The following is a 26,337-nucleotide window of genomic DNA, read 5'->3' as shown; positions in this document are numbered from 1 at the left end:
CGCAGCGAGGTTTTTTTATCGAAACACACCGAGTCGCCTTACTGACCGAACGGGTGACGCATCACGATGGTTTCTTCACGATCCGGGCCCGTCGAGATGATATCAACCGGCGCTTCGCACACTTCTTCCACGCGCTTAAGGTAAGCACGGGCGTTGGCGGGCAGATCTTCCCAGCGCTTGATGCCGAAGGTGGATTCGGTCCAGCCCGGCATTTCTTCGTACACCGGTTCGCAACGTGCGATTTCTTCTGCGCCCACCGGCAGGATGTCGACGACTTTGCCGTCCACTTTGTAGCCGGTGCACAGATTGATGGTCTCAATGCCATCCATCACGTCGAGCTTGGTGACACACAGGCCCGATACACCATTGATCTGGATCGAGCGCTTGAGTGCGGCGGCATCAAACCAGCCGCAACGCCGCGGACGACCCGTGACCGAACCAAACTCGTTGCCGCGCTTGGCCAGGCCAGCGCCGACTTCATCAAACAATTCGGTCGGGAAAGGACCCGAGCCCACACGCGTGGTATACGCCTTAACAATACCCAGCACGTAATGCAGCATCTGCGGCGCAACACCCGCGCCCGGCGCAGCGGCGCCCGCCACACAGTTGGACGACGTTACATACGGATAAGTACCGTGGTCGATATCGAGCAGCGTGCCTTGTGCGCCTTCAAACAGCAGCGGCTGACCGGCTTTGTTCATGTCGTACAGCGTGCGAGACACGTCGGCCATCATCGGGCGGATGCGTTCGGCGTAGGCCAGCGTTTCATCATGCACGCGTTGGAAGTCCAGCGTTTCAGCATTGAAATAATGCTTGAGCATGAAGTTGTAGTATTCGAGGTTCTCTTGCAGCTTGCTCACAAAGCGTTCGCCGTGGAACAAGTCTTGCAGACGGATTGCGCGGCGCGCCACCTTGTCTTCATAAGCGGGGCCGATGCCGCGGCCCGTGGTGCCGATCTTTTTCTCGCCACGAGCGGCTTCACGCGCCTGGTCGATCGCGATGTGATACGGCAAGATCAGCGGGCAGGCTTCGGAAATGCGCAGACGGCTGGCGACATCGATGCCAGCGGCGTTCAGCTCGTCGATTTCCTTGAGCAAGGCTTCCGGCGAAATCACCACGCCGTTACCGATAAAGCAAGCCTTGCCTGCATGCAGAATGCCGGACGGAATCAGGCGCAATACGGTTTTTTTGCCGCCCACCACCAACGTATGCCCGGCATTGTGACCGCCCTGAAAGCGGACCACACCTTGAGCGTGATCGGTCAGCCAGTCGACAATCTTGCCTTTGCCTTCGTCGCCCCATTGGGTGCCAACCACGACTACGTTTCTGCTCATTCAAAACCTCGATTTACCAAAAATAACGACTGTTAACCCGTGCTGCCAAAAGGCAGCCCACCTTTTAGCAGACTACCGCCAATGCGCCCATCCGCTCAGACAAGCGGACGCACCACCCAGTTGCCTTGTTCCAGACGCAGCACCCGATCCACATGGGCCTCTGCAGGCTGCACGCCCAGATCGATCACCACGGTCTCACCTGACTTACGCAGTGCGCGCACCGCATCAATCAGTGCACGATCATCGCCCGCGGGTGCAAGGATCGCGCTTTGCGCGGTCGGAAACGGCAAGCGACTTAGCTCGCGCAAATCCAGACTGAAACCGGTTGCCGGACGCGAGCGACCAAATTTTTCACCGACGCGATCATAACGACCCCCTCGCGCCACGGCATTGGCAAAGCCTTGCGCATAGGCGGCAAATACCAGACCCGTGTGGTAATCGCTACTGCGCACTTCAGCCAGATCAAAGCGCACGCCAATGCCACGCACCGCCAGCGCACCAGCCAACTGCTGCAATGCGGTCAAGGCCTCGGTTACGCCCGGCACAGCGGGCAGCAAACTGCCGGCGCGAGCCAGCACGTCATTGCTGTTGCCATAAAGACCCGGCAGCGCTTGTAAACCGGCGGCCAGTTCGGGCGCCAGATGCGCCGTTACTGCACGCAGCGTCGGAATATCTTTTTGTTGCAGCGCCGAGAAAGTCTGGTCGCGTGCATCGTCTTTCAGACCCGCCGCATCGGCCAGCGCGTGGAACAAACCAATGTGGCCAATATCCAGCCGCACTTGTTTCAGCCCGGCCAGCGCCAGGCTTTCAAACATCAGCTCGATAATCTCGACATCTGCGGCAATGTCGGCGCAGCCATAGATCTCAGCGCCAATCTGGCGCGGCTCGCGCGTCGACAAAATGCCATCGGGGCGCGTGTTGACCACGGAGCCGGAATAACACAAGCGCGTGGTGCCCTGGCGGTTGAGGATATGTGCGTCGATGCGCGCCACTTGCGGCGTGATATCGGCGCGCAGGCCCATCTGGCGGCCGGTCAGTTCATCCACCAGCTTGAACGTCTTGAGGTCGAGCGCAGGATCGTCATGCAGAAACAACGATTCCACGTATTCCACCAGCGGCGGCAACACCAGTTCATAGCCATAGCAGGCAAACAGATCAAGCATGCCACGACGCATGCTTTCAATTTGCCGAGCTTCTCGCGGCAGTACGTCGGAAATGTATTCCGGCAATATCCAGTTACGCATTCCATCACCTGTTGGCGGGCTTGCGGCCAGCCCGGACAAACGGACGCCCGGGCGCGCAACGCGTGCCTGGGCCGTAAAAAAGCAAGGGCGCATTATCTCACGATAATGCCGATACGCCGAGCGCAAAACGGTGCATTACGCGCATGTCATGCACAAAAAAACGCCTGGCGGGTTAGACCAGGCGTTTTGTAGCCGCTTGTAGCGCGTTGATTGGCGAGGCTTATTTGCCGGCTTTGGCGGCCGGCGCTTCTTTACCCAATGGGCTCTTCATGTACTTGAAGAAGGCCGAGCTAGGGTCCACCACCATCACGTCGCTCTTGCGGTTAAAGCTTTGCTTGTACGCGTCCATGCTGCGATAGAAGGAATAGAACTCGGGGTTTTTGCCATAAGCCGCACCATAAATGGCCGCCGCTTTACCGTCACCCTCACCCTTCAATTGCTGTGCCTGGTTGTAGGCATCGGCCAGAATGACCTCGCGCTGGCGATCCGCATCCGCCTTGATCTTCTCGGCAGCGGCCGAACCCTCGGCGCGCAGCTGATTGGCCACGGCTTTCCGCTCGGATTGCATACGCTCGTACACCGAGCTCAGTGTGCTGTCTTCCAGTTCCACCCGCTTGATGCGCACATCGACCACACGCACACCAATGCGCGCGGCATCGGCATCGGCCACTTGCTGCACGCGCGCCATCACGGCATCACGCTGGCCGGAAATCACGTCCTGCACCGTACGCTTGCCGAACTCGTCGCGCAGCATGTTGTTGACGGTATTGCGCAGGCGATCTACCGCTTTGGACTCATCCAGACCGACAGCACGGTAGTAACGCTCGACGTCAACGATTTGCCATTTGATATAGCTGTCGACCTTTACGTTCATCTTTTCGATGGTCTGAATGCGAGCAGGCTCGGCTTCGTCGATGCTCTGGATGCGTTTATCGAAATAACGCACATCCTGCAGCAACGGCACCTTGAAATAGATGCCCGGCTCAGCCAGCACGCGGCGGAATTCCGAGAACTGGAACACGACAGCCGACTGGCGCTGGTCCACCGTAAACAGCGACAAGCTCAACACAAACAAAACGACGAGGATTACCGCGATTGTTGGAATAATTCTGTTCATTGCCATCCCCTGTTAACGGCCGTCTCGTGAACCACGCTCAGCTGGCGCAGCCAGCGGATTGGCGGGAGTCACGGGTGCAGAATCAGTCGTTGCCGGAGAATCAGCCGCACGTGTGGTCGCGACGTCAGCAGACTGGCCGGGGTTGGTCGATTGAATCAGTTTATCCAGCGGCAGATACAGCAGGTTGCCGCTCGCTTTCTGGTCCACCAGCACCTTGGTGGTGTTGGCAAACAGCTGTTGCATCGTGTCCAGGTACATGCGATCACGCGTTACTTGCGGCGCCTTGGAATACTCGGCTTCCACTTGCTTGAAGCGCGATGCATCACCCTCGGCTTGCGCCACGACACGCTGCTGATAGCCTTGGGCTTCTTCCAGCAGGCGCGAAGCGGTACCACTAGCCTTCGGGATCACGTCATTGGCATAAGCCGTGCCTTCGTTGATCAGGCGGGCCTTGTCCTGGCGCGCCTTCACTGCATCGGCAAACGCGGCCTGCACCTGCTCAGGCGGTTGCACATCCTTGATGTTGACGCGCGATACCGAAATACCTGCGCCGTATTTATCCAGCAATTGCTGGATCAGCTCTTTGGTATCTTCAGCGATTTTGCCGCGGCCTTCGTTAAGCACGTAATCAACCTTGTTGCGGCCGATCACTTCACGAATCGCGGTTTCGGCGGCTTGCTTGACCATGTCCTTGCCGTCGCGATCGGTAAAGCGGTTATCGAACGAAAAGTCCTGTGCCGACTTGAGCGTGTATTGCACCTCTAGCTGCACCTGAATGATGTTCTGATCGCCCGACAACATGATCGATTCATCACCGCTACCGTCGCCACCCGCACCCACTTCCAGACTGCGGATTTCGGTGACATTGACGATTTCACGACTTTCAATCGGATACGGAAAGTGCCATTTCAGGCCGGATTTGTTGACGGTTTCAACGTAGCGGCCAAAGCGCAGGATCAGTGCGTTCTCGCGCTCGTCGACCACGTAAAAGCCCGACGCGAGCCACAACACGACCACCACGCCGACAATCGCCAGTACGCCGGTAGAGCCGCCCGGCATGCGCCCGCCGCCACCCGATGCGGGCGGCCGGTTACCATTGCCGCCGCCGAAAAAGCGGGAGACTCGGTTGCCAATGTTGCGAAGGATTTCGTCCAGATCGGGCGGGCCGTCTTTGCGGCCACCGCCCCACTGCGGATCGTTCTGACTCATGGATTTTTATTGTTCCTCGATGGGTTGACTCATTGAATCGACCAGTGCGCCACGCAGCAAATCCAGCCCCAAGCCTTGCGCAGCACTTACCCGCACGGCGCGGATTCTACCATACTCGTCAGGCTCAACTGCGGGCGTAAGCCCTTTCAGGTCGATCTTGTTCCAGACCATCAATTGCGGAATGCGTTCCGCACCAATTTCAGATAAAACCTTGTTGACTTCCGCCACCTGCATCTCGCGCAGCGGATGGTTGACGTCAACCACGTGCAACAACAGATCAGCCTGAATGGTTTCTTCCAGCGTGGCCCGAAATGCCGCGACCAGCGTGTGCGGCAAGGCGCGGATGAAGCCGACTGTATCCGAAATGACGACTGAGTGTTCGTGATCCAGAAACAGCTTGCGCGAGGTGGTGTCCAGTGTGGCAAACAGCTGGTCCGCCGCATAGGCGCGCGCCTTGGTCAGCGTGTTGAACAATGTCGATTTGCCCGCGTTGGTATAGCCGACAATCGACACCGAAAACTCGTTACGACGTTCGCGCGCGCGGCGCTGGGTAGCGCGTTGGCGCTGCACGGTTTCCAGCTGCGCCTTCAGGCGCTTGACGCGAATACCCAGTAAACGACGGTCTGTTTCCAGCTGGGTTTCACCCGGTCCGCGCAAACCGATACCGCCTTTTTGCCGCTCCAGGTGAGTCCAGCCGCGCACGAGGCGCGTAGCAATATGGGACAACTGCGCCAGTTCAACCTGCAGCTTGCCTTCCGCAGTGCGTGCGCGTTGCGCAAAGATATCGAGGATGAGCGTGGTGCGGTCGATCACGCGGCACTGCATGGCGCGCTCAAGGTTACGCTCCTGCGCGGGCGACAACTGATGATTAAAAATCACCAGTTCCGCTTCTTGGGCGCGCACGGCCTCGGCGATCTCTTCCACCTTGCCCGTGCCAGCAAAATAAGCCGGATCCGGGCGACTGCGCTTGCCCTCAACGACCGCCAGCGGCGTAACGCCTGCAGAGGTGACTAACTGGACAAACTCTTCCTGGCCGTCCCGGTAATCCGGCTCGCCAAAATCAAGACAAACCAGGACGGCGCGATCTCCGCCCTTGTGGCGATCAAACATAGGTGGGTATATGTCTCATGAAAGCGGCGTGTAACGCGCGCATTGGATAATGATAGCGAAGCCCGTGGACGACAAAGCCCCGGCGGCAACCACCGGGGCTCTGGTCTGATCACCGTAACGGAGGATCAGGCTTCCGGCGTGGCCGCGACACTGGCCTGCTGCGGATGCTCATGCGGGATATTGACCGGGCGCGACGGCACCACAGTCGAAATCGCATGCTTGTAGACCATCTGGGTGACGTTATTGCGCAGCAGCACCACATATTGGTCAAACGATTCGATCTGGCCCTGCAGCTTGATGCCGTTAACCAGGTAGATGTAAACCGGCACGTGTTCTTTACGAAGGATGTTCAAAAACGGGTCTTGTAGCATTTGCCCCTTGGTACTCATTGTTTTTTCTCCGATGCGTTATTGTTTGGCGGTCAAAGGACTGTGTGTATCAGCCTGATTGCTCTGCTTTCTAAAGCCTGTCTTACGCTTATAGTACAAAATGCGTTAGCTGCCAATAGCCGGAGCAACCGCGCCGCCCGTCCATCGGAAGCCATGCTGCGCTGCAATGCAACCGGTCTTGCAGTCCGCCCCGCTTATGCCAGGACGACTTGATCACGTGCTACATCGCAGCATCGGCGCGCCCTGGGCATGTCAGGCCGCGCCTTACCGCTTACTGCCCTTTCTTTGCCGCCAAGCGTTGTTTGAACTTCGCTTTCTCTGCGACTTTTGCCTTACGCGTCGCCACCAGACCCGGCTTGGAGCGAGATACTTCTTCTTTCTCTTGATACGGGTTGTCGCCCAGCTTGAACTGCACGCGCAACGGCGTGCCTTGCAGCTTGAACGTCTTCACAAACGTGGATTCCAGATAACGCCAGTACACGGCGGGCACTTTTTCGAGCGCATTGCCGTGAATCACCACCACCGGCGGGTTGGTGCCACCCTGGTGGGCATAACGTAACTTGGGGCGAATCTTGCCAGCCAAAGGGGGCTGTTGCCGTTCAATGGCCAATTGCAGTGCGCGAGTCAGTTTTGGTGTCGGAATCTTGATCATTGCGGCGTGGTAAGCCTGATCGATCGACTTGAACAACTCCGCCAGACCCTGCCCCTGTAGCGCCGAGATGTAATGGAATTGTGCAAACGACAGAAAACCCACCTTGCGCAGGACTTCGCGCTTGATGATTTCGCGCTGCTCCAGGTTGGCAGCCTCCCATTTATTGACGGCCACCACCATGGCGCGACCGGCTTCCAGTGCGAAACTGGCCAGACGCGCATCCTGATCCGACACCTCTTGCGTAGCATCCAGTACCAGCACCACGACGTTGGCGTCTTCAATCGCCTGCATGGTTTTAACCACCGAGAATTTCTCGATGGCCTCGTCGATCTTGCCGCGACGACGCACACCAGCCGTATCGATGATGGTGTACTTTTTTTCGCCGCGATCAAAATCGATATACACCGAATCGCGTGTAGTCCCAGGCTCGTCAAACGCGATGACACGCTCTTCGCCGAGCACCGCATTGACCAGCGTCGACTTGCCCACATTGGGCCGGCCGATCACGGCAAATTTGGGATGATTGGCTTCTTCCTCTTCCTCTTCCACCGGGAACAGTTCGAGCACTTCGTTGATCATCTCGCGCACGCCTTCGCCATGCGAGGCGGAGATCGCGCCAGGATCGCCCAGGCCCAATTCGAAGAACTCAGCGGTCACCACCGAGCGCGTCATGCCTTCGACCTTGTTGACGGCCACATACACCGGACGCTGCGTCTGGCGCAGGCGCTGCGCAATGATCTTGTCTTGCGGCGTCAAACCCGAACGGCCATCGACGATAAAGATAATCGCGTCGGCTTCGTCGATGGCTTGCAGCGTCTGGCGGGCCATCTCATGCATGATGCCGTCGTCGACCACGGGCTCGAAGCCCCCGGTATCGACGACCAGATACGGCCGATCGCCCACACGGCCATGGCCGTAGTGGCGATCACGGGTCAGGCCCGGATAGTCGGCGACCAGCGCATCACGCGTTTTGGTCAGCCGGTTGAACAGCGTGGATTTACCCACATTCGGGCGCCCGACGAGGGCAATGGTTGGCTTCATGCTTCTACTTTATTTACTTAACGCCCACCGAAAATACGTCACCTTTTTGTGACTGTACGATCAGATGGTCTTCCCAGGTTTGAGGAGCGGCGGCAATGCGGCTGTCATCCGTACGGAGCTGAGCCACAAATTCACCAGTATCGGTGTTCAGAAGGTGGATATAGCCTTGATAGTCGGCCACCGCCACATTACCTGCCAGCAGGGCGGGCGCGCCTACTGTGCGGGCATACAACTTTTCTTGCGTCCACACATTGCGGCCGGTGTCGCGTTCATAGGCCAGCACGTGACCTTGATCGTTGGTCACGTACACATGACCGCCGTCGATGGCCAGACCGGCAAAGCTGGAGGTCTCGCGCGACCATTGCACCGAGCCATTGACTTTGTCAAAGCAGGTTACGCGGCCCTGGTACGATACGGCGCAAACGGTGCCGCCGGCCACGACGGGCGCTGCGACGACGTCAGATACGCGCTCGACTTCAGTGGCACCCTTGGGTATGGCCACCGGGCTATCCCACAATACGCGACCATCGCCTGTAGCCAGTGCCACGAGACGCCCGCCCGGCATGCCGGCGTAGGCGAAACCGTTGTCGATAACGATAGGCGCATAGTTGCGCAGTGTCAGCGACGGCATCTGGCGCTGGAACTGCCATTTAAGCTTGCCATCTGCAGCATCGAACGCGGCAATCTTGCCATCGCCAGTCCGCACCAGCACTACACCATGGCCCACCGCTGGCGGCGCGATGATTTCGCTGGACGCCTGGCCTTGCCACAGCACTTTGCCCTGCGCGTCATATGCCAGCAGCACACCCTTGAGCGTACCTACAGCAACCACGCCCTCGCCAGCACCTACGCCGCCAGCAATCGCTTGCGGCAGGCGAACTTCCCATTCGCGACGACCATCAGCCAGTTGATACATACCAAGCCGATCGGGGCCACCCGCTACCACCAGGCTATCACCCAGACGCGCGGGCAGAAAGCGGTAATCAGTGCTGCTACCGGCACTCAGTTTCCACTGCACCGCCACGTTTACCGAGTTGGTGACCACGGGCAGTTTCGACGGTTCCGGCGCATTGCTCGGTGCGGCGCACGCGGCCAGCAATGCGGCGGTCAGCGCAGCCAGCGCCGCGCTTCGAAGGGTGTTTCTACGGTGCAAAGACATGATCAGGCGTTTCCGAGAGCTTCAAGTTTGACTTGGACGAACTTCGCATTGGGCGCGTCTTTGGCTAACTTGGCTAGCGCTTCTTTGTATGCGTCACGTGCCGCATTGTTATCGCCTTTAGCGGCCAGTACATCGCCGCGCGATTCAGCAAACAAGCCCGCGTTGGCGTCCACTTCGCGACCACCCAGCGCCTTCACGGCCTCGTCATACGCTTTCTGGTCCAGCAGCACCGCGGAGAGGCGCAAACGGCCGGCATCGCGGACTTCGGCTTCTTTGGCATGCGCTACCACCCACTCCAGTTGCGTCTGCGCCGATTTGAAATCATTGGCGCGCACGCTGGCTTTGGCGGCCAGCAAGGCGGCGCGTGGAGCATAAGCGCTGTCGCCATATTGCGCCTTGATCTTGTCAGCGCTGTCACGCACCTTGGCGGCATCGCCACCCAATTGGGTTTCCAGTTGGCCATATAGATCCGCTGCGGCAGCGGCCTGGCTATCGCGCCAGCTGTTGTAACCGGTCCAGCCGCCATAGGCGATCAGCGCAATGGCGGCGGCCGTGGTCAGGTATTTGCCCCAATCCGCCCACCAACCTTTCAACTGGGCAATCTGTTCTTGTTCTTGCAGATCAAAAGCCATCATCAATTCCTGTATCAGCGATACCTGGATCGCCCGTCGTTATTCTGTAGAGACCGCAAACTCTCGGGATTATGCCCGAATTCTGCCCAGCAAGTCCGCGCTCGGCAGCGTCACCTGCGCACCAGCATCCGCGCCGGTCAAGGTTTTGAGGTTGGCGGTGCCATTGGCCACTTCTTCATCGCCCAGCACCACCGCAAAACGCGCGCCGCTGGCATCGGCTTTTTTAAACTGCGACTTAAAGCTACCCCCGCCGCAATTGAGCACTACCGCCAGCCCCTGTTGGCGCAAAGCATGCGCCAACGTAAACGCCGCTGTGCTGGTGGTTTCGCCGCTGTGCACCAGATACACATCGGGCACCGCCGCAGGCGCGACGATGTTTTGTGCTTCGAGCAGCAGCAACATGCGTTCGATGCCGAGGCCAAAACCGACCCCGGGGCAAGGCTTGCCGCCCAGCTGCTCGACCAGGCCATCGTACCGGCCGCCACCACCCACGGTGGCTTGCGTGCCGAGTTCGGTGGTGGTCCACTCAAATACCGTCAGATTGTAATAATCCAGGCCACGCACCAGCCGCGGATTGATCACATACGCCACGCCCGCCGCGTCCAGCAGCGCCTTTAAACCCTCGAAATGCGCGCGCGATTTTTCGCCCAGAAAGTCGAGCAAACGCGGCGCATTGTTGGCCATCTCTTGCAGTGCCGGGTTTTTGGTATCCAGCACGCGCAACGGGTTGGTGTACAAACGGCGCTGGCCATCTTCATCCAGCTGCTCTTTAAAGCCTTCCAGATACTTGATCAGCTCGGCGCGATGCGCGGCGCGTTCACTGGCTTCGCCCAACGTGTTCAGCTCCAGCGTCAAACCAGTCAGGCCCAGCCGCTTGAAGAAATCGGCCAGCATAACGATCTGCTCAGCATCGACATCGGGTCCTTCGAAGCCAAATGCTTCCGCGCCAATCTGATGGAATTGACGATAACGACCTTTCTGCGGACGCTCGTGGCGATACATCTGGCCGATGTACCACAGACGCTGGGTCTGGTTGTACAACAAGCCGTGTTCGATACACGCCCGCACCGTGCCGGCCGTACCTTCCGGGCGCAACGTCAGGCGTTCGCCGTTGAGCTTGTCCTCAAACGAATACATCTCTTTTTCGACGATATCGGTGTGCTCACCTACGCCGCGCACAAACAGATCGGTCGATTCGACGATCGGGGTGCGAATCTGCTTATAGCCATAAGCATTGAGCCATTCACGCGCCACCTTTTCCAGATACAGCCAGGCCGGGGTGGCGATCGGTGCGCCCTTGGTAACGACGGGCAGCGCGTCATTCATGCCGCGGACGCCCTCGATATTTTTACTCATTTGATCAATCCGGTATGGGTAAAGACACGCGCCGCCTGTTGCAAGGCGGCGCGCAGCGGTCAGATTTGTTTAAGCGGAATACTGCGGGGTGCGGCGGTTTCGCGACGCTTGGCGCCGCCTTCCTGATAACGCGTCACCACATAGTCCTGCACGATGGCCAGAAACTCTTCGGTGACCCGATCGCCCTTCAGCGTGACCGTTTTTTCACCGTCCACATACACCGGACAGACCGGCACTTCACCCGTGCCAGGCAGGCTGATGCCGATATCGGCCAGTTTGGATTCACCCGGACCATTGACCACGCAGCCCATCACCGCCACTTTCAGGTCTTCGACGCCTGGATATTGCAGACGCCAGATCGGCATTTGTTCGCGCAGATATTGCTGGATGCCTTGCGCCAGTTCCTGGAAAACGGTGGAGGTGGTGCGACCACAGCCGGGGCAGGCCGTTACCAGCGGCGTAAACGAGCGCAAGCCCATCGTCTGCAGCAATTCTTGCGCCACAATCACTTCGCGCGCCCGATCGCCACCGGGCTCCGGCGTCAACGAAATACGGATGGTGTCGCCAAAGCCGTCTTGCATCAGCACGGCCAACGCCGCCGACGAAGCCACGATGCCTTTCGAGCCCATGCCCGCTTCGGTCAGACCCAGGTGCAACGGATAATCGCAACGGCCTGCCAGATCGCGGTAGACCTTGATCAGATCCTGTACGTGCGACACTTTGCACGACAGGATGATCTTGTCTTGCGCCAGACCCCAGCTGACCGCTTGCGCGGCCGAATCCAGCGCGGAGCGGATCAGCGCTTCGCGCATCACGGCATCGGCAGGCAGCGGCTGCGCCAGCTTCGAGTTTTCGTCCATCAGCCGCACGGCCAACGCTTGATCGAGCGAACCCCAGTTAACGCCAATGCGCACCGGTTTGTCGTACTCGATGGCCTTCTCGATCATGAACGCAAACTTCTCGTCCTTCTTCGAGCCCTTGCCGACGTTGCCCGGATTGATACGGTATTTAGCTAACGCCTCCGCACATTCCGGATAGTCACGCAGCAAACGATCACCGTTAAAGTGAAAGTCACCCACGATCGGTACATCACAGCCTTTGGCGGCCAGGATGTCACGAATGCGCGCCACTTGCGAGGCGGCCTCGGGGCTGTTGACGGTAATGCGGACCATCTCCGAGCCAGCCCGCCATAGATCGTAAATCTGCTGGGCGGTGCCGACGGCATCGACGGTGTCGGTGTTGGTCATGGACTGGACCACGATCGGGTGATCGCTACCAATCCAGACATTGCCCACGCGCACCTGGCGCGTGGGACGACGGGGAATACTATCGGTAATCATCATTTCTGCCTGGAGAAGAACCGCTTATTTCAGTTCCAGCGTTGCCACATTGTTCTTGATATACGGGGCCAGATCGACTTCCTGGCCATGCAGATACAGCTTGGTGCCGGGTGCATTGCCGATCTTGATTCGATAGGGACCGGTGCCGGCAAAACTGCGATCGGTGCCTGACTTGAGCAGATTGCCTACCAGGCGCGTGCCATTGGCATCGGTAATCTGCACCCAGGAATCTTCCGCCACAATCAGCCGCACCGGACCTTCACCTTGCGGCGCACTGGCGACTACCGCGGGCGCGGGGGTCGGCGTGGCGGCGGGCTTAGGGGTCGGCGTTGCAGCGGGCGCGGGCGTTGGCGTTGCCGCCGTCGCAAGCGCTGCGGGGGCAGCAGGCGTTGTCGCGCTGGCCACCGTTGCTGCGGCGCTATCACTGGCGGCCGTGTCACTGGCGATGGCGGGCGGTGTTTCCAGTGCAACCGCGGAGGCCGCAGCGCCCGAGGTGGCCAGTTCGGGCGAAGCCGGTTGCTGCAAGTACCACAGGATCGCACCTACCGCGCCGATAAACGCCACCACAAAACCAAGACCGACCATCCAGCGCCCACCCGAGCCACTACCGCTGCTCAGATTGAAAGCCGACGACTCTTCGGCCACATGCGGCAGCGCCGCTTGCGTGCGTTCGTGCGGCAAACGGCTTTCCAGGTCGGCCATGATCGGCGCCGGATCCAGTTGCAGCATGCGGGCATAGTTGCGCACAAAGCCGCGCGCAAAGGTATTGCCTGGCAATTGATCAAAGCGGTCGCTTTCAATCGAATCGATCTGGCGCTGCGACAACTTCAGTTGCGTGGCCACGTAATCAACATCCAGGCCCAACTCTTCGCGCCGCGCCTTCAGGGCCGCACCGGGCCCATGCACACGCAGGTTCTGTTCTTGTTCACTCATTGCATCGTCCGCCGGTGTTCCGGCTTGCCTTGATGTTAGCGGGCTCAGTCAAGCTGACCGCTCAACAACCGGGTGGTTTCAATGGAATCCGGATATTGACGCTTCAGGATCTCGGACAGGCGCGCCTCGGCCTCTTTGTTGCCGAGTGCGTGTTCCAGCCGCAAGCCCAGAAAGGTGACTTGTGCGCTGGGCTGCGCCATACGTTGCACTTCGTTGTAGTTTTGCCGGGTCAGCACGTAATCCTTGGTCTTCAGACCCAGTTCGGCCAACTGGAAACGTGCATCGACGCTGTCCGGGCGATAACGCATTACCCGGGTGAAATAATCTTTGGCGTTGTCGTAGTCACCCGCTGTTGCCGCACACTGGCCGGCGCTAAGCAGGGTTTTATCGGGCGTGGGATATAAGGGATTCTTCAGTGCATTCAGATAATACTGCACGCCCTCTTTCGGCTTGCCATGCCCGCACAGATACCAACCATAATTGTTGTTCAGGTCAGGATCATTGGGCGCATATTCAAGCGCTTGTTTGAAGTTGGCCGTGGCCTGGGCGTCATCGCGCAACTCGGCGTAGATCAGGCCCAGCATGCCAAAGGCGGCCGGATAACGCGGGCTGGTGGTCAGCGCCTCGCGCACTTCCTGCACCGCCACGTTGTATTGGCCACGCTTCAGGTACTCACCCGCCAGTTGGGTGTGCACCGCAGCGCGGCGATCACCGGAAGAAGTGCTGTCATCGGCCAGTGCGCGCTGGGCGCTCAAGCATGACATTGCCAGGCAGAACATCAAAAGCGGATACCGCCGGATCATGCACTTCCCCTCTGTGTGGTTTTATCTGAATGTAATCGGCCGGGTCTCCGCGGCCAGGCGCGCGGTGCGGCGCGTCTTGTCCTTCACTTGCCCTGCCAACTGGCCGCAGGCTGCATCGATGTCGTCACCGCGCGTCTTGCGCACGGTACAGATGTAGCCCGCATTCACCAGGATGTCACGGAACGCGAGAATAGCATCACGGCCCGATCGGTTGTAGCCCGAATTCGGGAAGGGATTGAAAGGAATGAGATTCAGCTTACAAGGGGTATCGCGCAACAGCGCTACCAGCTCGCGCGCGTGCTCGGGCTGATCATTCACGCCTTCAAGCATCACGTATTCAAACGTGATGAAGTCGCGCGGGGCTTTTTCAAGGTAGCGATTGCAGGCCGCCAGCAACTGGGCTAGCGGATATTTTTTATTCAGCGGGACGATTTCGTCACGGATACGGTCATTGGACGCATGCAAGCTCACAGCCAGCGCCACCGGACAAGCGTCGCGCAAGCGGTCCATGGCCGGCACCATGCCCGAGGTGGACAGGGTTACGCGGCGACGCGACAGACCATACATATTGTCGTCGAGCATCATTTGCAGCGCGGAAACCACGTTATCAAAATTGGCGAGCGGCTCGCCCATACCCATCATCACCACATTGGTGACGATGCGGCCATCATCGTTTACCGGCGCACCCACGCGCGCTTGTTCGGCGCTGAGGCGGTTATTGGCCCACCACAGCTGACCGATGATTTCGCCGACCGACAAATTGCGGTTGAAGCCCTGGCGGCCCGTCGAACAGAACGAACACTCCAGCGCGCAACCTACTTGCGAAGAAATACACAAGGTACCGCGATCATCCTCGGGGATGAACACGGTTTCGATGCCGTTGCCGACATTCACATCCAGCAGCCACTTGGTGGTGCCGTCGCTGGCCACATGTTCGGCCAGCATGCCGGGCGCCTTGACGATGGCGCCGGCCTGCAGCTTTTCGCGAAAGCCCTTAGCGATGTCGGTCATGTTGCCGAAGTCGGTTTCACCGCGTTGGTGGATCCACTTCATTAACTGTTTGGCGCGAAACGGCTTCTCACCGTAGCTGATCATCAGCTCGGCAAGGCCTTCCGCATCGTAATCCATCAAATTGACCGACATATCCAGAGCTCCCGCAATCTGCCCGCTTAGCGGCTGTAAACCTGGCTAGCCGGGAAGAAGTAAGCGATTTCAATTGCAGCGTTTTCGGCGCTGTCGGAACCGTGCACGGCGTTGGCGTCGATCGACTCAGCGAAGTCAGCGCGGATGGTGCCCTTGTCGGCTTTCTTCGGATCGGTCGCGCCCATCAGGTCACGATTTTTCAGAACGGCGCCTTCGCCTTCCAGAACCTGTACAAACACGGGGCCGGAAACCATGAAGTCAACCAGGTCTTTGAAGAACGGGCGAGCAGCGTGCACGGCGTAAAAGCCTTCAGCTTCAGCGCGCGACAGTTGCACCAGCTTGGCAGCCACAACCTTCAGGCCAGCGGTTTCGAAGCGGTCAACGATCTTGCCCACAACGTTCTTGGCAACTGCGTCAGGTTTGATGATGGACAGGGTGCGTTCAATAGCCATTTATTGCTCCAGTGTGATTGACTTGCGAGGATTGCTGATGATTTACTGCGTGCCTGCGACACCTGATAAACACGGCATCGCGGCTCATGATCGGTGCACGCCGAGGGCGTCTTGCAGCCAGACAGCCGGGCATTATAACAAACTCAACCCCGATTCGGCAGATGAGCGACCAACTGGACCCCATCCTGCAGCAGGCGGAGCAAAACCGGCTTAAAGAACAACTGTTCTGGCGACTGGGTATTGCCGCCGGGCTGATCATTATTGTACTGGGCGGCATCTGGCTGCTGGATCGCCCCGACGCCAGTCAGGATGTGATCCTGCCCAGCACGCCCCGCCCCGCTCCTACCCGGATTGCCAGCACACCGGCATCCAGCTCGGCCGCCAGCGCCCCTGCAATGATTGCCAGCACCATCACTGCCAGTGAGGTGATCGCCAGCGCGGTTGCCGCCAGTTCGCCCGCCGTTACTAGCGAACCGACCCCCATTGCAACCCCGACCAGCGCGCCCATAACGCCGATAGCCGCCGTCGCTACCGAGCCGCCCGGCGTGGCGCCGGTGACGGGCCGAAAAGCCGAGGCCGCACCGCGTTATGTACCGAATGCGCCACTGGTTAACCCAACACCCACTGCCAATGTGCAGCCTGTTGCAACGTCACCCAGCAAATCGACCAGCAATGCGCTGGCGACACCCGCAACGCCGACCATCCAGAACGCGACCCGCCCTACGTCTGCAGGCGGCAACAAAAATCCGACGCGCACCGAACCCGCTTTGAGTCTGGCACCGCTGTATGACACCGGCGCGACAGCATCCGCCACCACGCCACCTGCCGCCACGCCCACGACGGCAGCGCGCAATTTCGAAACACATGCCGTCGCCAATGGTTATGCCGTGCAGGCAGGTGTTTTCTTGCATCAGAGCAATGCCGACAAGATGCTGCGTCAGCTACAGAATGCGGGCGTGCCGGCCTACCTGGAAACGCGCGTACAAATCGGCCCCTTCAAAACCAAAGCCGAGGCCGATGCGGCGATTAAAAAGCTGCGTGCCCTCGGCATTGAACCCGTGGTGCACACAGCGGATTAAACGGGGCTGACCACATCAACCCCGCGAGCAACGCTCAGGCCAGTACCGGCGGCAGTTTCGCACTCAGAATCTGCCGCTGTTTGGTGGCCGCGCCCAGCAACGCAAAGCCCAGCAGCTGCCCATCCGCACCGACAAAATGCGCTTCCATTGCGTCTTCGGCGGTCTGCACTTGCCACTCGCCCAATGCGCCATGCGCCGGCGGCGCGACGATCGTCGCGCAGGATGGCGTTTTTACCAGCACCGGCATCGCCGGATAAGCCAGCGCCACATCATCCTTGCCCGCCAACACCTGGGCCAGCGTCCGCGCGGCATGCATCAGCGGCATGACATACGGCAGGTGGATGGTTTCCACTTCGGCGCAATCGCCCAACGCAAACACATTGGGATTGCTGGTGCGCAACTGACGGTCCACAGCCACACCCTTATTGACGTGCAGACCCGCCGCTTCGGCGAGCGCCGTATTTGGGTGCAGGCCGACCGCCGACAATACGCAATCCACTTCCAATACTTCACCAGTGGACAAGGTGACTTTGTAGCCCGCGCCCGCTTTGTCGACAGCCTTGGCGGTGGTGTTCAATACAAAGCGCACGCCGGATTGCGTCAAGCGTGCGGCAAACCAGGCGCCCGCCACATCAGGCAGCAAACCCGGCAACGGCCATGCACCCGCCTCAACGACGACCGGCGCAATCTCACGCGCCAGCAAATCATTGGCAAATTCGCAGCCAATCAGGCCGCCACCAATGACGGCAATGCGCTTGGCACCTTCCAGGCTTTGCGCAAAGACCGCAAAGTCTTCGATATGGTTGACCGACAGCACTTCATCAGCAGCGTCGCCGCCCAGGCGCAAGCGCACCGGTTGCGCGCCGACCGCCAGCACCAGATCACGGTACGGCTGGGCCTGGCCATCGGACAGCAACAAGAGTTTGGAAGCCAGATCGACGCCCACCACTTCGGTATCAGCACGAATAATGGCATTGAGTTCTTCCGCCATTTTTTCGGCGGACTTCATAACCAGCGTTTCGGCGGTCTTTTTGCCCGCCAACGCATTCGACAACATCGGCTTGGAATAGAAGCCCGCTTTGTCGTTGGCGATGATCACCAGCGGAAAAGTGGGGTCCAGCTTGCGGAATTCGCGCGCCAGGTTATAGCCGGCCAGGCCCGCGCCGATGATGACTACAGGGGATGCCATAAAACGTGTTCTCCAGACGCAGCCTGATCGGCGCGCACTTTCTATTTATTGACCTACTGACTGATTGAATTGCGATGGATGTCGGGCAGCACTGCGCAACCATCAGGCTGCGGCGGGCTCTTCTTCCAGAAACTGCACGCCCGGCAAATCGCTGTTAAGGATGGCCTCCTGTACCGCCTCAACCGCGCCCAGCCTCGGAAAATTACGCCGCCACGCCAGTACCACGCGGCGTGTCGGCACCGGCGCAGCAAACGGGCGGATAGTAAGTAGCGACGAATCCCCTGCCGAAATCGACGTGACCGGCAGCACCGTCACACCGATGCCACCCGCCACCATATGCCGGATGGTCGTCAGCGAGGAGCCTTGCAGCGTCCGCTGCAGGCTACCGGCGGGCAGACTTTCGCGGTTCAGGTCGGGGCAGGTTTGCAGCACGTGATCGCGAAAGCAATTGCCGGGCGACAGCAACAACACGTTTTCATCGGCCAGTTGCGCCGAATCGATCTGCTCAAACTTCTCCCAGGCGTGCCCTTTGGGCGTCGCTACCACAAACGGTTCGTCGTAGATGGCGCGGGTGGCGATCCCCGGCTCGTGGAAAGGCTCGGCCAGGATAGCCAGATCAATTTCGCCCTGCTTCAGCATCTCGGCCAGGCGGCCGGTGTAGTTTTCTTCCAGCAGAATCTGCATTTGCGGCGCAATTTCACGCATTTGCGGAATCAGATGCGGCAGCAGATACGGGCTGATCGTATAGATAATGCCCAGCTTCAGCGGCCCGGCCAGCGGGTCTTTGCCCTGCTCGGCCAATTGTTTGATCACCTGCACTTCTTCCAGCACGCGTTGTGCCTGCTCGACCACGCGATCACCAATCGGCGTCAACGTGACTTCGCCCGCGGCGCGCTCAAACAAAGTGATGCCGAGTTCGTCTTCCAGCTTTTTGACCGCCACCGACAAGGTCGGCTGCGACACAAAACAACTGTTGGCGGCGCGGCCAAAATGGCGCTCGCGCGCCACGGCCACGATGTATCTCAGTTCAGTCAACGTCATTTACGCTTTCCCTGGCATTTCCACACCAGCCATGCGCCGACGGTCAATGCCACAAACAGAATGAAGGTCCAGCACGGCATGCTGAGGCCCAGGAATTTCCAGTCGATGACTGCACATTCGCCGTGGCCCACCAACACAGCACGGAACACCTCCAGCCACGGCTGCTTTTGCAGCATCATTTCCAGACCGGGACCGCAGGACGCCAATTTGCTGGTATCCATAAAATACTGGATATAGATATGTCGGCCCGCCACGCCCATACCGGACAAGCCCACCAGCGTGAGCACGACAGGCCAGAAACGACTACCGCGCGCCGGCAACAATGCTGCCAGCAGCGACAGCACCCCAAACGTAATGATCACAATGCGCTGGAAAATACACAGCGGGCACGGACTCAAGAATTCGTAATATTGTTCATACAGTGCATAAGCCATGCACCCCGCACACACCAACGCCAGTCCCAGAAAACCGAGCCGCCACTTGACCATGTCTGCCACCTGTTGATTTATTGAATATTATGCTGCGATTGTTTTTATCAATCGCCATTGTAAGTGCCGTCAAGCACCAGCGGAAGACTGACGCGCTGGCAATTTGTTCCAGGCGCACCCCGCCCTGACGCCTGTTCAATCGCTGCGCGCAGCAATTCCCAAAAATTCACGCAATGCATGGCGCTGATGCATGGCATCTCGATAGCCCAACCGGATCAGTTGACGCACATAGTCATGATGAAACAGCAGATAACTGGCCAACACCGACCCATTGCGTCGAAAGGCGCCCAGGCCGCGCAACATAAACCGCAAGCCGGGCGGAAACGTGTTGCGATGCGGCATCGCCAGTTTTTCCAGCGGGCGTGATGGCGCAATGGTGAGCACATCCAGCGCGTGCAGATCGGTTTGATGCGCCGCCAGCGCGTGTTCGGGCAATAAACCCACGGTGCGGTTGACGCGCTGCACGCGCTCCAGATCGGTCTCCATTGCATCCAGAAATACGCTATTTAATAAGTGCCCTGCCACTTGGGCCAGCGACGGATAATCCTGCACCTTCTCGCGCGGCGGCAGTTCGCGTTGCGGCGCCACGCCGATCACCAGAATGCGTTGCGCACCCAGATGAATCGCCGGGCTGATCGGCGCAATCTGCCGCACCGAACCATCGCCAAAATATTCGCGATGCAAACGCACCGCCGGAAACACCAGCGGAATGGCGCTGGATGCCATCAGATGATCCAGCTCGATTTTTTCGCGCACGCCCAGCCGGGAGGCGCGCTGCCAGTTAGCGTGGTCAGCTGCGCCCTCGAAAAAACTCACTGACTGGCCCGAGGTGTAGCCCGACACCGTAATCGACAGCGCCGATAAATCGCCACGCTGCACCGCCGCGCCGATACCGGGAAAATCCACCAGCGCCGCCAGCATTTGCCGCAGCGGTTGGTTATCCAGCAAAGAACGCGGATTGCGCTTGCCCAGCCCACCCAGCAATAAAGATGCAGCCCAATGCAGCGCGCTTTTACCCAAGGCCCATGCGCTGGAGAGATAAACCTGGTCCGGCGTCAGCTTGAGCCACGAATTGCCCAGATGCCGCACCGCGCCATGGAAATCCCCCGCGCGCGCCGCCAGCGCCGCTGCGTTGATCGCGCCCGCCGACGTACCACAGACGATTGGAAACGGATTACCCGCACCCACCGGCCACAAGCGTGCAATCGCCAGTAATACGCCCACTTGATATGCGGCGCGTGCGCCACCGCCAGACAAGATCAGCGCGGCAGGCTGCGCTTTACAGACGGCGGCTTGCGCCGCAGACGAGGTTTCCGGGATGGGTGAAGTCATGCAAGGGCGCTCACTGCGGATAGAGTCAACATGCTGGATGGATAAGAGCTTTCTCAATCTTGTGCATCATAGGCATAAACCGCCGCACAGCCCGTGACGCCTACCGCCACACCCATCAGTTACTGCTAGACATGACAACAGGATAGGCGTACGGCGATTCTTTCGGTACAATCGACTTTTGGCGTGAAAGGATTCGCACAAATGCGCATCGTACAAAAAGCCCTTACCTTCGACGACGTCCTGCTCGTCCCGGCTCATTCTGAAGTTCTCCCGCGTGATGTAAGCCTCACTACGCAATTTACGCGCGACATCCGGCTTAACCTGCCGCTGATCTCCGCCGCCATGGATACAGTCACCGAGGCCCCGCTGGCCATTGCGCTTGCGCAAGAAGGCGGCATCGGCATCGTGCACAAAAACATGTCGGCCCGGCTGCAAGCCAAGGAAGTCTCCAAAGTCAAACGTTACGAATCCGGCATCGTTAAAGATCCGCTGACCGTAGCGCCCGAAATGCTGGTGCGTGATGTGCTGGCGCTGACGCGTCAACATCGCATCTCCGGCTTCCCGGTCATTGACAGCCGCGGCGTGGTGGTCGGCATTGTCACCAACCGTGATCTGCGTTTCGAAACCCGTCTCGACGTGCCTGTCGCCAGCATCATGACCCCGAAAGAGCGTCTGGTGATTGTGCGCGAAGGCGGCTCGATTGACGAAGCACGTAATCTGATGCACGACCACAAGCTCGAACGCGTGCTGGTGGTTAACGACAGTTTCCAGCTGCGCGGCCTGATTACCGTAAAAGACATTATCAAGACCAGCGAACACCCGTTTGCGTCGAAAGACGAACTGGGCCGTTTGCGCGTGGGCGCGGCAGTCGGCACCGGCGACGGCACCGAAGACCGCGTTACGCTGCTGGCCGAAGCCGGAGTTGATGTCATCGTGGTCGATACCGCGCATGGCCACAGCAAAGGCGTAATCGATCGCGTTAACTGGGTTAAACGCAACTTCCCCAACGTGCAGGTCATTGGCGGCAACATCGCCACCGCCGCCGCAGCGCGTGCGCTGGTTGATGCGGGCGCGGATGCGGTCAAGGTCGGTATCGGCCCGGGCTCGATCTGCACCACGCGTATCGTGGCTGGCGTGGGCGTGCCGCAAATTTCCGCCGTCGCCAACGTGGCTGACGAACTGGCAGGCAGCGGCGTGCCGCTGATTGCCGACGGTGGCATCCGCTTCTCGGGCGACATCTCCAAGGCCATCGCGGCAGGCGCACACACCGTGATGTTGGGTGGCTTGCTGGCCGGCACCGAAGAAGCGCCGGGTGAAGTCGAGCTGTACCAGGGTCGTTCGTACAAGAGCTACCGCGGTATGGGTTCGTTGGGCGCAATGCAACAAGGCTCCAGCGATCGGTACTTCCAGGAAGAAAACACCGCCAACGCCGACAAACTGGTGCCGGAAGGCATTGAAGGCCGCGTGCCGTACAAGGGCTCGGTCACCGCTATCGTGCATCAGCTGATTGGCGGCCTGCGCTCTTCGATGGGCTACCTCGGTTGCGCCACGATCGACGAGATGCACAAGAAAGCGGAATTTGTCGAGATCACCTCGGCCGGTATCCGCGAATCGCATGTGCATGACGTGCAGATCACCAAGGAAGCACCGAACTACCGCGTGGAATAACCTGAACATATAGGGTGGGACTGGGCGTCCCCGTCTAGATCCACCATTCAAAGGCAACGAGAAGCACGCTTATATGTACTTCTCTGCGGTTTTGAATGGTGGGTCTCGACCCACCCTATATTTTTATGCGGCGTTCAGCATAAACGGGTAATCCACCTCGGGCCGCCGACCGCCCAGCAGATCCGCCAGCGCACGCCCGCTACCGCAGCCTTCGGTCCAGCCCAGCGTACCGTGCCCGCTATTCACAAACAGACCCGCAACCCGCGTCTTGCCGATATAGGGCAGATTGCCCGGCGTTGAAGGCCGCAAACCTGTCCAGAATTGCGCATCCTTATAGCGCGCCAGATGCGGAAAAATCTCGCGCACGCGCCGCAGCAACGCCTGGCAGCGCGCCTGATCAATCTGCAAATCGTAGCCCGCAAATTCCGCCATCCCGGCCACACGCAAGCGCTGCCCCAAACGCGAGAACACCAGCTTTTGCCCATCGTCAGTCAGGCTGACTTCGGGTGCGATATCGCCTGCTTCCACCGGCACCGTCACCGAATAGCCCTTGGCCGGATAGATGTCGAGGGTAATGCCCAGCGGGCGTAGCGCGTGCGGCGTGTAGCTGCCCAGGCAAACCACATACGCGTCGGCCGTCACCAGCTCATCCTCGCCCGCCAATTGCACGCCCGCCACGCCGTCCGCTGCGGGAACGATGCGCGCAATGTTTACGCCGTAGCGAAAGCGCACACCTGCCTGCTGGCAGCGCGCCGCCAAAAGCTGGGTAAACCGGTGCGCGTCGCCCGATTCATCACTCTCGGTGTAGGTGCCGCCAACGATGGGCCGATGACTGTGCGCCAGGGCCGGCTCTATCGTCACGCATTGGGCGGGCGTAGCCGGTGTGCGCTGCAAGCCCATCTGGCGCATGGCAGCCGCAGCGGGCAAAGCAGCTTCAAATTCGCGTGGATCGGTGTAGTAATGCAGGATGCCGCGGGTGGACTGGTCGTAATCCAGACCCAGCTGACCGCGCAATTCCTGCAGCGCCTGTCGGCTATACAAGCCCAGGCGCACCAGCGCCTGCAGATTGCGGCGCGCCCGGCCTGGCGCGCACTCACGCAAAAACCGTAAACCCCAACGCCATTGCGCCACGTCGGCCTGCATACGCCACAGCAAGGGCGCGTCGTCTTCGGCCAGCCATTGCAATATCTTCCAGGGCGCTTTGAGATTGGCCCATGGCTCGGCATGGCACACCGAAATCTGCCCGCCATTGGCAAAACTGGTTTCCAGCGCCGCTGCATCGCCGCGCTCCAGCACCGTCACCTCGTGGCCGGCTTGTGCCAGATACCACGCCGACGTCACCCCCGCTATCCCCGCCCCTAACACCGCTACCCGCATGCTGGATCACCTTTCTTTGCGAGCCCGTATTATGCCGCTATCCTGGCCACAGCTGCAGCGTGTGTTGCGCGCAAGGCAAGTGCGGCAACCGTGCCGACAGCAGCCGTGGCGCCATCATGTAAGATGAAATCAAACGCCCGCCTCGGCGCACGTGGGCAAGCGCATCACCTTTAACATTCATGCCCGGGCCGAATGAATCTTTCTCTCCGTACCGCTCTGATCCTCGCCTTGTTGCTCGGCACGCTGTTGCCCGCCAGCATCAACGGCTATTTCAGCCTTAACCGTCAACTGGACAAGGCCGAAGCCGATCTGCACGCCGCCCATGCGCGCATAGCCGATGTGTTGGCGCTGGGCATGCAGGAACCGTTGTGGAATCTGTCGCCCGAAGCGGGCCGGCCGCTATTGCAATCGTTTATGAGCGATGAACGCGTGGTGCGCATCAGCGTTAACGACGCCACGCTGGGTAATTTTCTTAGCGCCAATCGGCCCGATCGCGTTACCGGCCATCTGTACAAGCTCTCCCGCATCGTCAGCAAGCAAGGCAACAATATTGGCACCGTCACGGTAGAACTCGACGACGGTTATGTGGTGGCGCAAATCCACGCCAATCAACGCTTTTATATTATTGCGGTGGCTTTGCAGGTGGCGATCAGCATGGGGCTGATCTTGTTCCTGCTGGAATCGCGTCTGCTGCGGCCGGTGCACAAACTCACGCGCCAGTCGCTCAAACTGGCGCAGCAAGACCTGACCGAAGGCTTTGAATGGCAACGCAATGACGAACTGGGCACGCTGGGCCGCAATCTGGAACACACGCGTTTGTCCTTGCGCCAGTTGATCCAGGCGCTGGAACAAAAAAACCTGCAGCTCGAAGCTGACCTGCTCAGCCGGCGCCAGATCGAATCCGCCTTGCGCGCCAGCGAAGATCGCTATCGGCGGCTGGTGGAAAACACCCAGGTCATCCCCTGGGATGCCCACCCCGAGGCCTGGAGTTTTACCTACGTCGGCCCGCAAGCCGAAGATCTGCTCGGTTATCCGCTGGCCAGTTGGTATCAGGAAAACTTTCTGGTTAACGTGCTGCACCCGGATGACCGCCATCTGCTTTATCCGGTCTTTTCCGAGTTTACGCAGACCCGCCACAGCCAGGTCGAATGCCGCTTTATTGGCCATGACGGCCGGGTGGTGTGGGTGTGGCTGGCGGCCAGTGCCACGGTCAACGCGGATGGCAGCAAGCATCTGCAAGGCTATCTGGTGGATATCAGCGCGCGCCGCCATACCGCGCAAGAGCTGGAAAACTATCGCAACCATCTGGAAGAAGCGATCGAACAGCGCACCCGCGCGATGGCCACGGTGCAGCATGAAAGTGATGCCTTGTCGTGGTCGATTTCGCACGATTTGCGCACGCCACTGCGCACCATCGACGGCTTTAGCCAGGTGCTGCAGGAAGACTACGGCGAAAAGCTCGATATCAACGCGCGCAACTATCTGTCGCGCATCCGCACGGCCGTGCTGAATATGTCGATGCTGATCGAAGACCTGATTGCGTTGACGCGTATCTCGCGCAGCGAAGTACGGCGGCAAGAAGTGGATGTCAGCGCGCTGGCGCAGGATGTGATCGAAGAACTGGAAGCGCTGGAGCCCGAGCGTAAAGTCAGCGTGCGCGTGCGCCCCGGCCTCACCGCCTGGGCCGACCCGCGTTTGCTGCGCGTGGTGCTGCATAACCTGCTGCACAACGCGTGGAAATTTACTGCCACGCGCGACCATGCCGATATCGAGTTCGGCATGAACCCCACCGGCGGCCAACCGGTGTTTTATGTGCGCGATAACGGTGTCGGCTTTGACATGAGCCAGGCCGGCAAACTGTTTACACCCTTCCACCGCCTGCATGGCCCCGGCGAAGCGGCGGGCAATGGCATCGGTCTGGCCATCGCCCAACGTGCCATCCACCGTCATGACGGCCGCATCTGGGCGCGCAGCAAAGCCAACGAAGGCACCACGCTGTTCTTTACCGTACCCGACTTACGCCGTGAGCCAGGCGCGCGCGAGTTTGCACTGCTTCCCTGACAACGTCCCACGCGGCCGCCGCCGGTCGGCCCGGGTTACATGCGGCCTACGCCACTTTGACAATGACAGCGAGCCTGCAAAAGATTTGTATCAATGCAAGTTTGGGCGCGCGCCTGATACGTTGAGATACAAAACCGGCTTTCGGCGCAGGGGTGATTCACATACATTCGCTGGCAACCCGGCTTGAT

23 protein-coding genes are annotated in these 26,337 nt (G+C 59.5%); 3 read left to right on the top strand and 20 right to left on the bottom strand.

All coding sequences use genetic code 11. The annotated features are described in order from the left end of the window. Positions 1–38: 38 nt before the first annotated feature. The 15 genes from WG78_RS12455 to ndk form a co-directional block, all read right to left on the bottom strand. A complete protein-coding gene (locus WG78_RS12455) occupies positions 39–1,334 on the bottom strand; it encodes an adenylosuccinate synthase (protein ID WP_053938150.1) in 1,296 nt (431 codons plus the stop codon). A gap of 95 nt (positions 1,335–1,429) precedes the next feature. Continuing rightward, positions 1,430–2,578 (bottom strand): ATP phosphoribosyltransferase regulatory subunit, encoded by a 1,149-nt coding sequence (locus WG78_RS12450; protein ID WP_053938149.1) that lies wholly within the window; start codon positions 2,576–2,578, stop codon positions 1,430–1,432. 220 nt (positions 2,579–2,798) lie between these two features. Next, entirely contained in the window at positions 2,799–3,695 is an 897-nt protein-coding gene (gene hflC, locus WG78_RS12445; RefSeq protein WP_053938148.1) for a protease modulator HflC, read from the bottom strand. 12 nt (positions 3,696–3,707) lie between these two features. Then, complete coding sequence (gene hflK, locus WG78_RS12440) at positions 3,708–4,904, bottom strand: FtsH protease activity modulator HflK (protein WP_053938147.1); 1,197 nt, start codon at positions 4,902–4,904, stop codon at positions 3,708–3,710. 6 nt (positions 4,905–4,910) lie between these two features. After that, complete coding sequence (gene hflX, locus WG78_RS12435) at positions 4,911–6,014, bottom strand: ribosome rescue GTPase HflX (RefSeq protein WP_053938146.1); 1,104 nt, start codon at positions 6,012–6,014, stop codon at positions 4,911–4,913. A gap of 125 nt (positions 6,015–6,139) precedes the next feature. Beyond that, the gene (gene hfq, locus WG78_RS12430) at positions 6,140–6,403 is read right to left on the bottom strand and encodes an RNA chaperone Hfq (protein ID WP_053938145.1); all 264 of its coding nucleotides are present in this window, start codon (positions 6,401–6,403) and stop codon (positions 6,140–6,142) included. A 271-nt stretch (positions 6,404–6,674) separates the two neighbouring features. After that, positions 6,675–8,096 (bottom strand): ribosome biogenesis GTPase Der, encoded by a 1,422-nt coding sequence (der, locus tag WG78_RS12425; protein WP_053938144.1) that lies wholly within the window; start codon positions 8,094–8,096, stop codon positions 6,675–6,677. 13 nt (positions 8,097–8,109) lie between these two features. Continuing rightward, positions 8,110–9,255 (bottom strand): outer membrane protein assembly factor BamB, encoded by a 1,146-nt coding sequence (gene bamB, locus WG78_RS12420; protein WP_083459012.1) that lies wholly within the window; start codon positions 9,253–9,255, stop codon positions 8,110–8,112. Between the two features lie 2 nt (positions 9,256–9,257). Further along, complete coding sequence (locus WG78_RS12415) at positions 9,258–9,887, bottom strand: YfgM family protein (RefSeq protein WP_161805113.1); 630 nt, start codon at positions 9,885–9,887, stop codon at positions 9,258–9,260. A gap of 69 nt (positions 9,888–9,956) precedes the next feature. Then, on the bottom strand, positions 9,957–11,243 hold the full coding sequence (gene hisS / locus WG78_RS12410) for a histidine--tRNA ligase (RefSeq protein WP_053938141.1): 1,287 nt from the start codon (positions 11,241–11,243) through the stop codon (positions 9,957–9,959). Between the two features lie 59 nt (positions 11,244–11,302). Further along, positions 11,303–12,583 (bottom strand): flavodoxin-dependent (E)-4-hydroxy-3-methylbut-2-enyl-diphosphate synthase, encoded by a 1,281-nt coding sequence (gene ispG, locus WG78_RS12405; RefSeq protein WP_053938270.1) that lies wholly within the window; start codon positions 12,581–12,583, stop codon positions 11,303–11,305. Between the two features lie 24 nt (positions 12,584–12,607). Next, positions 12,608–13,516, bottom strand: coding sequence for a helix-turn-helix domain-containing protein (locus WG78_RS12400; protein WP_053938140.1), 909 nt, complete (start codon positions 13,514–13,516; stop codon positions 12,608–12,610). 44 nt (positions 13,517–13,560) lie between these two features. Next, positions 13,561–14,295 (bottom strand): type IV pilus biogenesis/stability protein PilW, encoded by a 735-nt coding sequence (gene pilW, locus WG78_RS12395; protein ID WP_269082667.1) that lies wholly within the window; start codon positions 14,293–14,295, stop codon positions 13,561–13,563. A 45-nt stretch (positions 14,296–14,340) separates the two neighbouring features. Then, on the bottom strand, positions 14,341–15,462 hold the full coding sequence (gene rlmN / locus WG78_RS12390) for a dual-specificity RNA methyltransferase RlmN (RefSeq protein ID WP_053938138.1): 1,122 nt from the start codon (positions 15,460–15,462) through the stop codon (positions 14,341–14,343). Between the two features lie 26 nt (positions 15,463–15,488). Next, positions 15,489–15,914: a nucleoside-diphosphate kinase gene (gene ndk / locus WG78_RS12385; RefSeq protein ID WP_053938137.1), complete on the bottom strand. Its 426-nt coding sequence runs from the start codon at positions 15,912–15,914 to the stop codon at positions 15,489–15,491. A 161-nt stretch (positions 15,915–16,075) separates the two neighbouring features. On the opposite strand from ndk, the gene WG78_RS12380 reads away from it, so the two are divergent. Beyond that, a complete protein-coding gene (locus WG78_RS12380) occupies positions 16,076–16,993 on the top strand; it encodes an SPOR domain-containing protein (protein WP_053938136.1) in 918 nt (305 codons plus the stop codon). 34 nt (positions 16,994–17,027) lie between these two features. Here WG78_RS12380 and WG78_RS12375 read toward each other — a convergent pair whose 3' ends face one another. From WG78_RS12375 to WG78_RS12360, 4 genes are all read right to left on the bottom strand, one after another. After that, on the bottom strand, positions 17,028–18,182 hold the full coding sequence (locus tag WG78_RS12375) for an NAD(P)/FAD-dependent oxidoreductase (RefSeq protein WP_053938135.1): 1,155 nt from the start codon (positions 18,180–18,182) through the stop codon (positions 17,028–17,030). A 102-nt stretch (positions 18,183–18,284) separates the two neighbouring features. Further along, complete coding sequence (locus WG78_RS12370) at positions 18,285–19,223, bottom strand: LysR substrate-binding domain-containing protein (RefSeq protein WP_053938134.1); 939 nt, start codon at positions 19,221–19,223, stop codon at positions 18,285–18,287. After that, entirely contained in the window at positions 19,220–19,711 is a 492-nt protein-coding gene (locus WG78_RS12365) for a disulfide bond formation protein B (protein WP_083459006.1), read from the bottom strand. Before WG78_RS12365 ends, WG78_RS12370 begins: the two co-directional genes overlap by 4 nt. Before the next feature lie 135 nt (positions 19,712–19,846). Then, positions 19,847–21,043, bottom strand: coding sequence for a patatin-like phospholipase family protein (locus WG78_RS12360; protein WP_083459004.1), 1,197 nt, complete (start codon positions 21,041–21,043; stop codon positions 19,847–19,849). Positions 21,044–21,244: 201 nt separating this feature from the next. Between WG78_RS12360 and guaB the strand changes: the two genes are divergently transcribed. Beyond that, positions 21,245–22,711, top strand: coding sequence for an IMP dehydrogenase (gene guaB, locus WG78_RS12355; RefSeq protein ID WP_053938132.1), 1,467 nt, complete (start codon positions 21,245–21,247; stop codon positions 22,709–22,711). 123 nt (positions 22,712–22,834) lie between these two features. Here the strand turns inward: guaB and WG78_RS12350 are convergent, their stop codons facing one another. Continuing rightward, on the bottom strand, positions 22,835–24,088 hold the full coding sequence (locus WG78_RS12350) for a D-amino acid dehydrogenase (protein ID WP_053938131.1): 1,254 nt from the start codon (positions 24,086–24,088) through the stop codon (positions 22,835–22,837). Between the two features lie 192 nt (positions 24,089–24,280). Here WG78_RS12350 and WG78_RS12345 point away from each other — a divergent pair, with 192 nt between their 5' ends. Next, positions 24,281–26,149, top strand: a complete 1,869-nt coding sequence (locus tag WG78_RS12345) for an ATP-binding protein (protein ID WP_083459002.1) — start codon at positions 24,281–24,283, stop codon at positions 26,147–26,149. The last annotated feature ends 188 nt before the right edge of the window (positions 26,150–26,337 follow it).

Origin of the sequence: Amantichitinum ursilacus, from assembly GCF_001294205.1 — a bacterium.
GTDB lineage: Bacteria > Pseudomonadota > Gammaproteobacteria > Burkholderiales > Chitinibacteraceae > Amantichitinum > Amantichitinum ursilacus.
Note: the sequence above shows the minus strand (reverse complement) of the source record. Positions and strands in the feature narration are given on the sequence as shown.

Coding starts and splice junctions, on each gene's coding strand:
- WG78_RS12375 (WP_053938135.1), bottom strand. CDS start 18,182: ATGGCATCCCCTGTAGTCATCATCGGCGCGGGCCTGGCCGGCTATAAC.
- ndk (WP_053938137.1), bottom strand. CDS start 15,914: ATGGCTATTGAACGCACCCTGTCCATCATCAAACCTGACGCAGTTGCC.
- pilW (WP_269082667.1), bottom strand. CDS start 14,295: ATGTTCTGCCTGGCAATGTCATGCTTGAGCGCCCAGCGCGCACTGGCC.
- WG78_RS12450 (WP_053938149.1), bottom strand. CDS start 2,578: ATGCGTAACTGGATATTGCCGGAATACATTTCCGACGTACTGCCGCGA.
- ispG (WP_053938270.1), bottom strand. CDS start 12,583: ATGATTACCGATAGTATTCCCCGTCGTCCCACGCGCCAGGTGCGCGTG.
- WG78_RS12400 (WP_053938140.1), bottom strand. CDS start 13,516: ATGAGTGAACAAGAACAGAACCTGCGTGTGCATGGGCCCGGTGCGGCC.
- WG78_RS12370 (WP_053938134.1), bottom strand. CDS start 19,223: ATGACGTTGACTGAACTGAGATACATCGTGGCCGTGGCGCGCGAGCGC.
- rlmN (WP_053938138.1), bottom strand. CDS start 15,462: ATGTCGGTCAATTTGATGGATTACGATGCGGAAGGCCTTGCCGAGCTG.
- bamB (WP_083459012.1), bottom strand. CDS start 9,255: ATGTCTTTGCACCGTAGAAACACCCTTCGAAGCGCGGCGCTGGCTGCG.
- der (WP_053938144.1), bottom strand. CDS start 8,096: ATGAAGCCAACCATTGCCCTCGTCGGGCGCCCGAATGTGGGTAAATCC.
- WG78_RS12360 (WP_083459004.1), bottom strand. CDS start 21,043: ATGACTTCACCCATCCCGGAAACCTCGTCTGCGGCGCAAGCCGCCGTC.
- hflK (WP_053938147.1), bottom strand. CDS start 4,904: ATGAGTCAGAACGATCCGCAGTGGGGCGGTGGCCGCAAAGACGGCCCG.
- hflC (WP_053938148.1), bottom strand. CDS start 3,695: ATGAACAGAATTATTCCAACAATCGCGGTAATCCTCGTCGTTTTGTTT.
- hisS (WP_053938141.1), bottom strand. CDS start 11,243: ATGAGTAAAAATATCGAGGGCGTCCGCGGCATGAATGACGCGCTGCCC.
- WG78_RS12350 (WP_053938131.1), bottom strand. CDS start 24,088: ATGCGGGTAGCGGTGTTAGGGGCGGGGATAGCGGGGGTGACGTCGGCG.
- hflX (WP_053938146.1), bottom strand. CDS start 6,014: ATGTTTGATCGCCACAAGGGCGGAGATCGCGCCGTCCTGGTTTGTCTT.
- WG78_RS12380 (WP_053938136.1), top strand. CDS start 16,076: ATGAGCGACCAACTGGACCCCATCCTGCAGCAGGCGGAGCAAAACCGG.
- WG78_RS12415 (WP_161805113.1), bottom strand. CDS start 9,887: ATGGCTTTTGATCTGCAAGAACAAGAACAGATTGCCCAGTTGAAAGGT.
- hfq (WP_053938145.1), bottom strand. CDS start 6,403: ATGAGTACCAAGGGGCAAATGCTACAAGACCCGTTTTTGAACATCCTT.
- WG78_RS12345 (WP_083459002.1), top strand. CDS start 24,281: ATGAATCTTTCTCTCCGTACCGCTCTGATCCTCGCCTTGTTGCTCGGC.
- guaB (WP_053938132.1), top strand. CDS start 21,245: ATGCGCATCGTACAAAAAGCCCTTACCTTCGACGACGTCCTGCTCGTC.
- WG78_RS12455 (WP_053938150.1), bottom strand. CDS start 1,334: ATGAGCAGAAACGTAGTCGTGGTTGGCACCCAATGGGGCGACGAAGGC.
- WG78_RS12365 (WP_083459006.1), bottom strand. CDS start 19,711: ATGGTCAAGTGGCGGCTCGGTTTTCTGGGACTGGCGTTGGTGTGTGCG.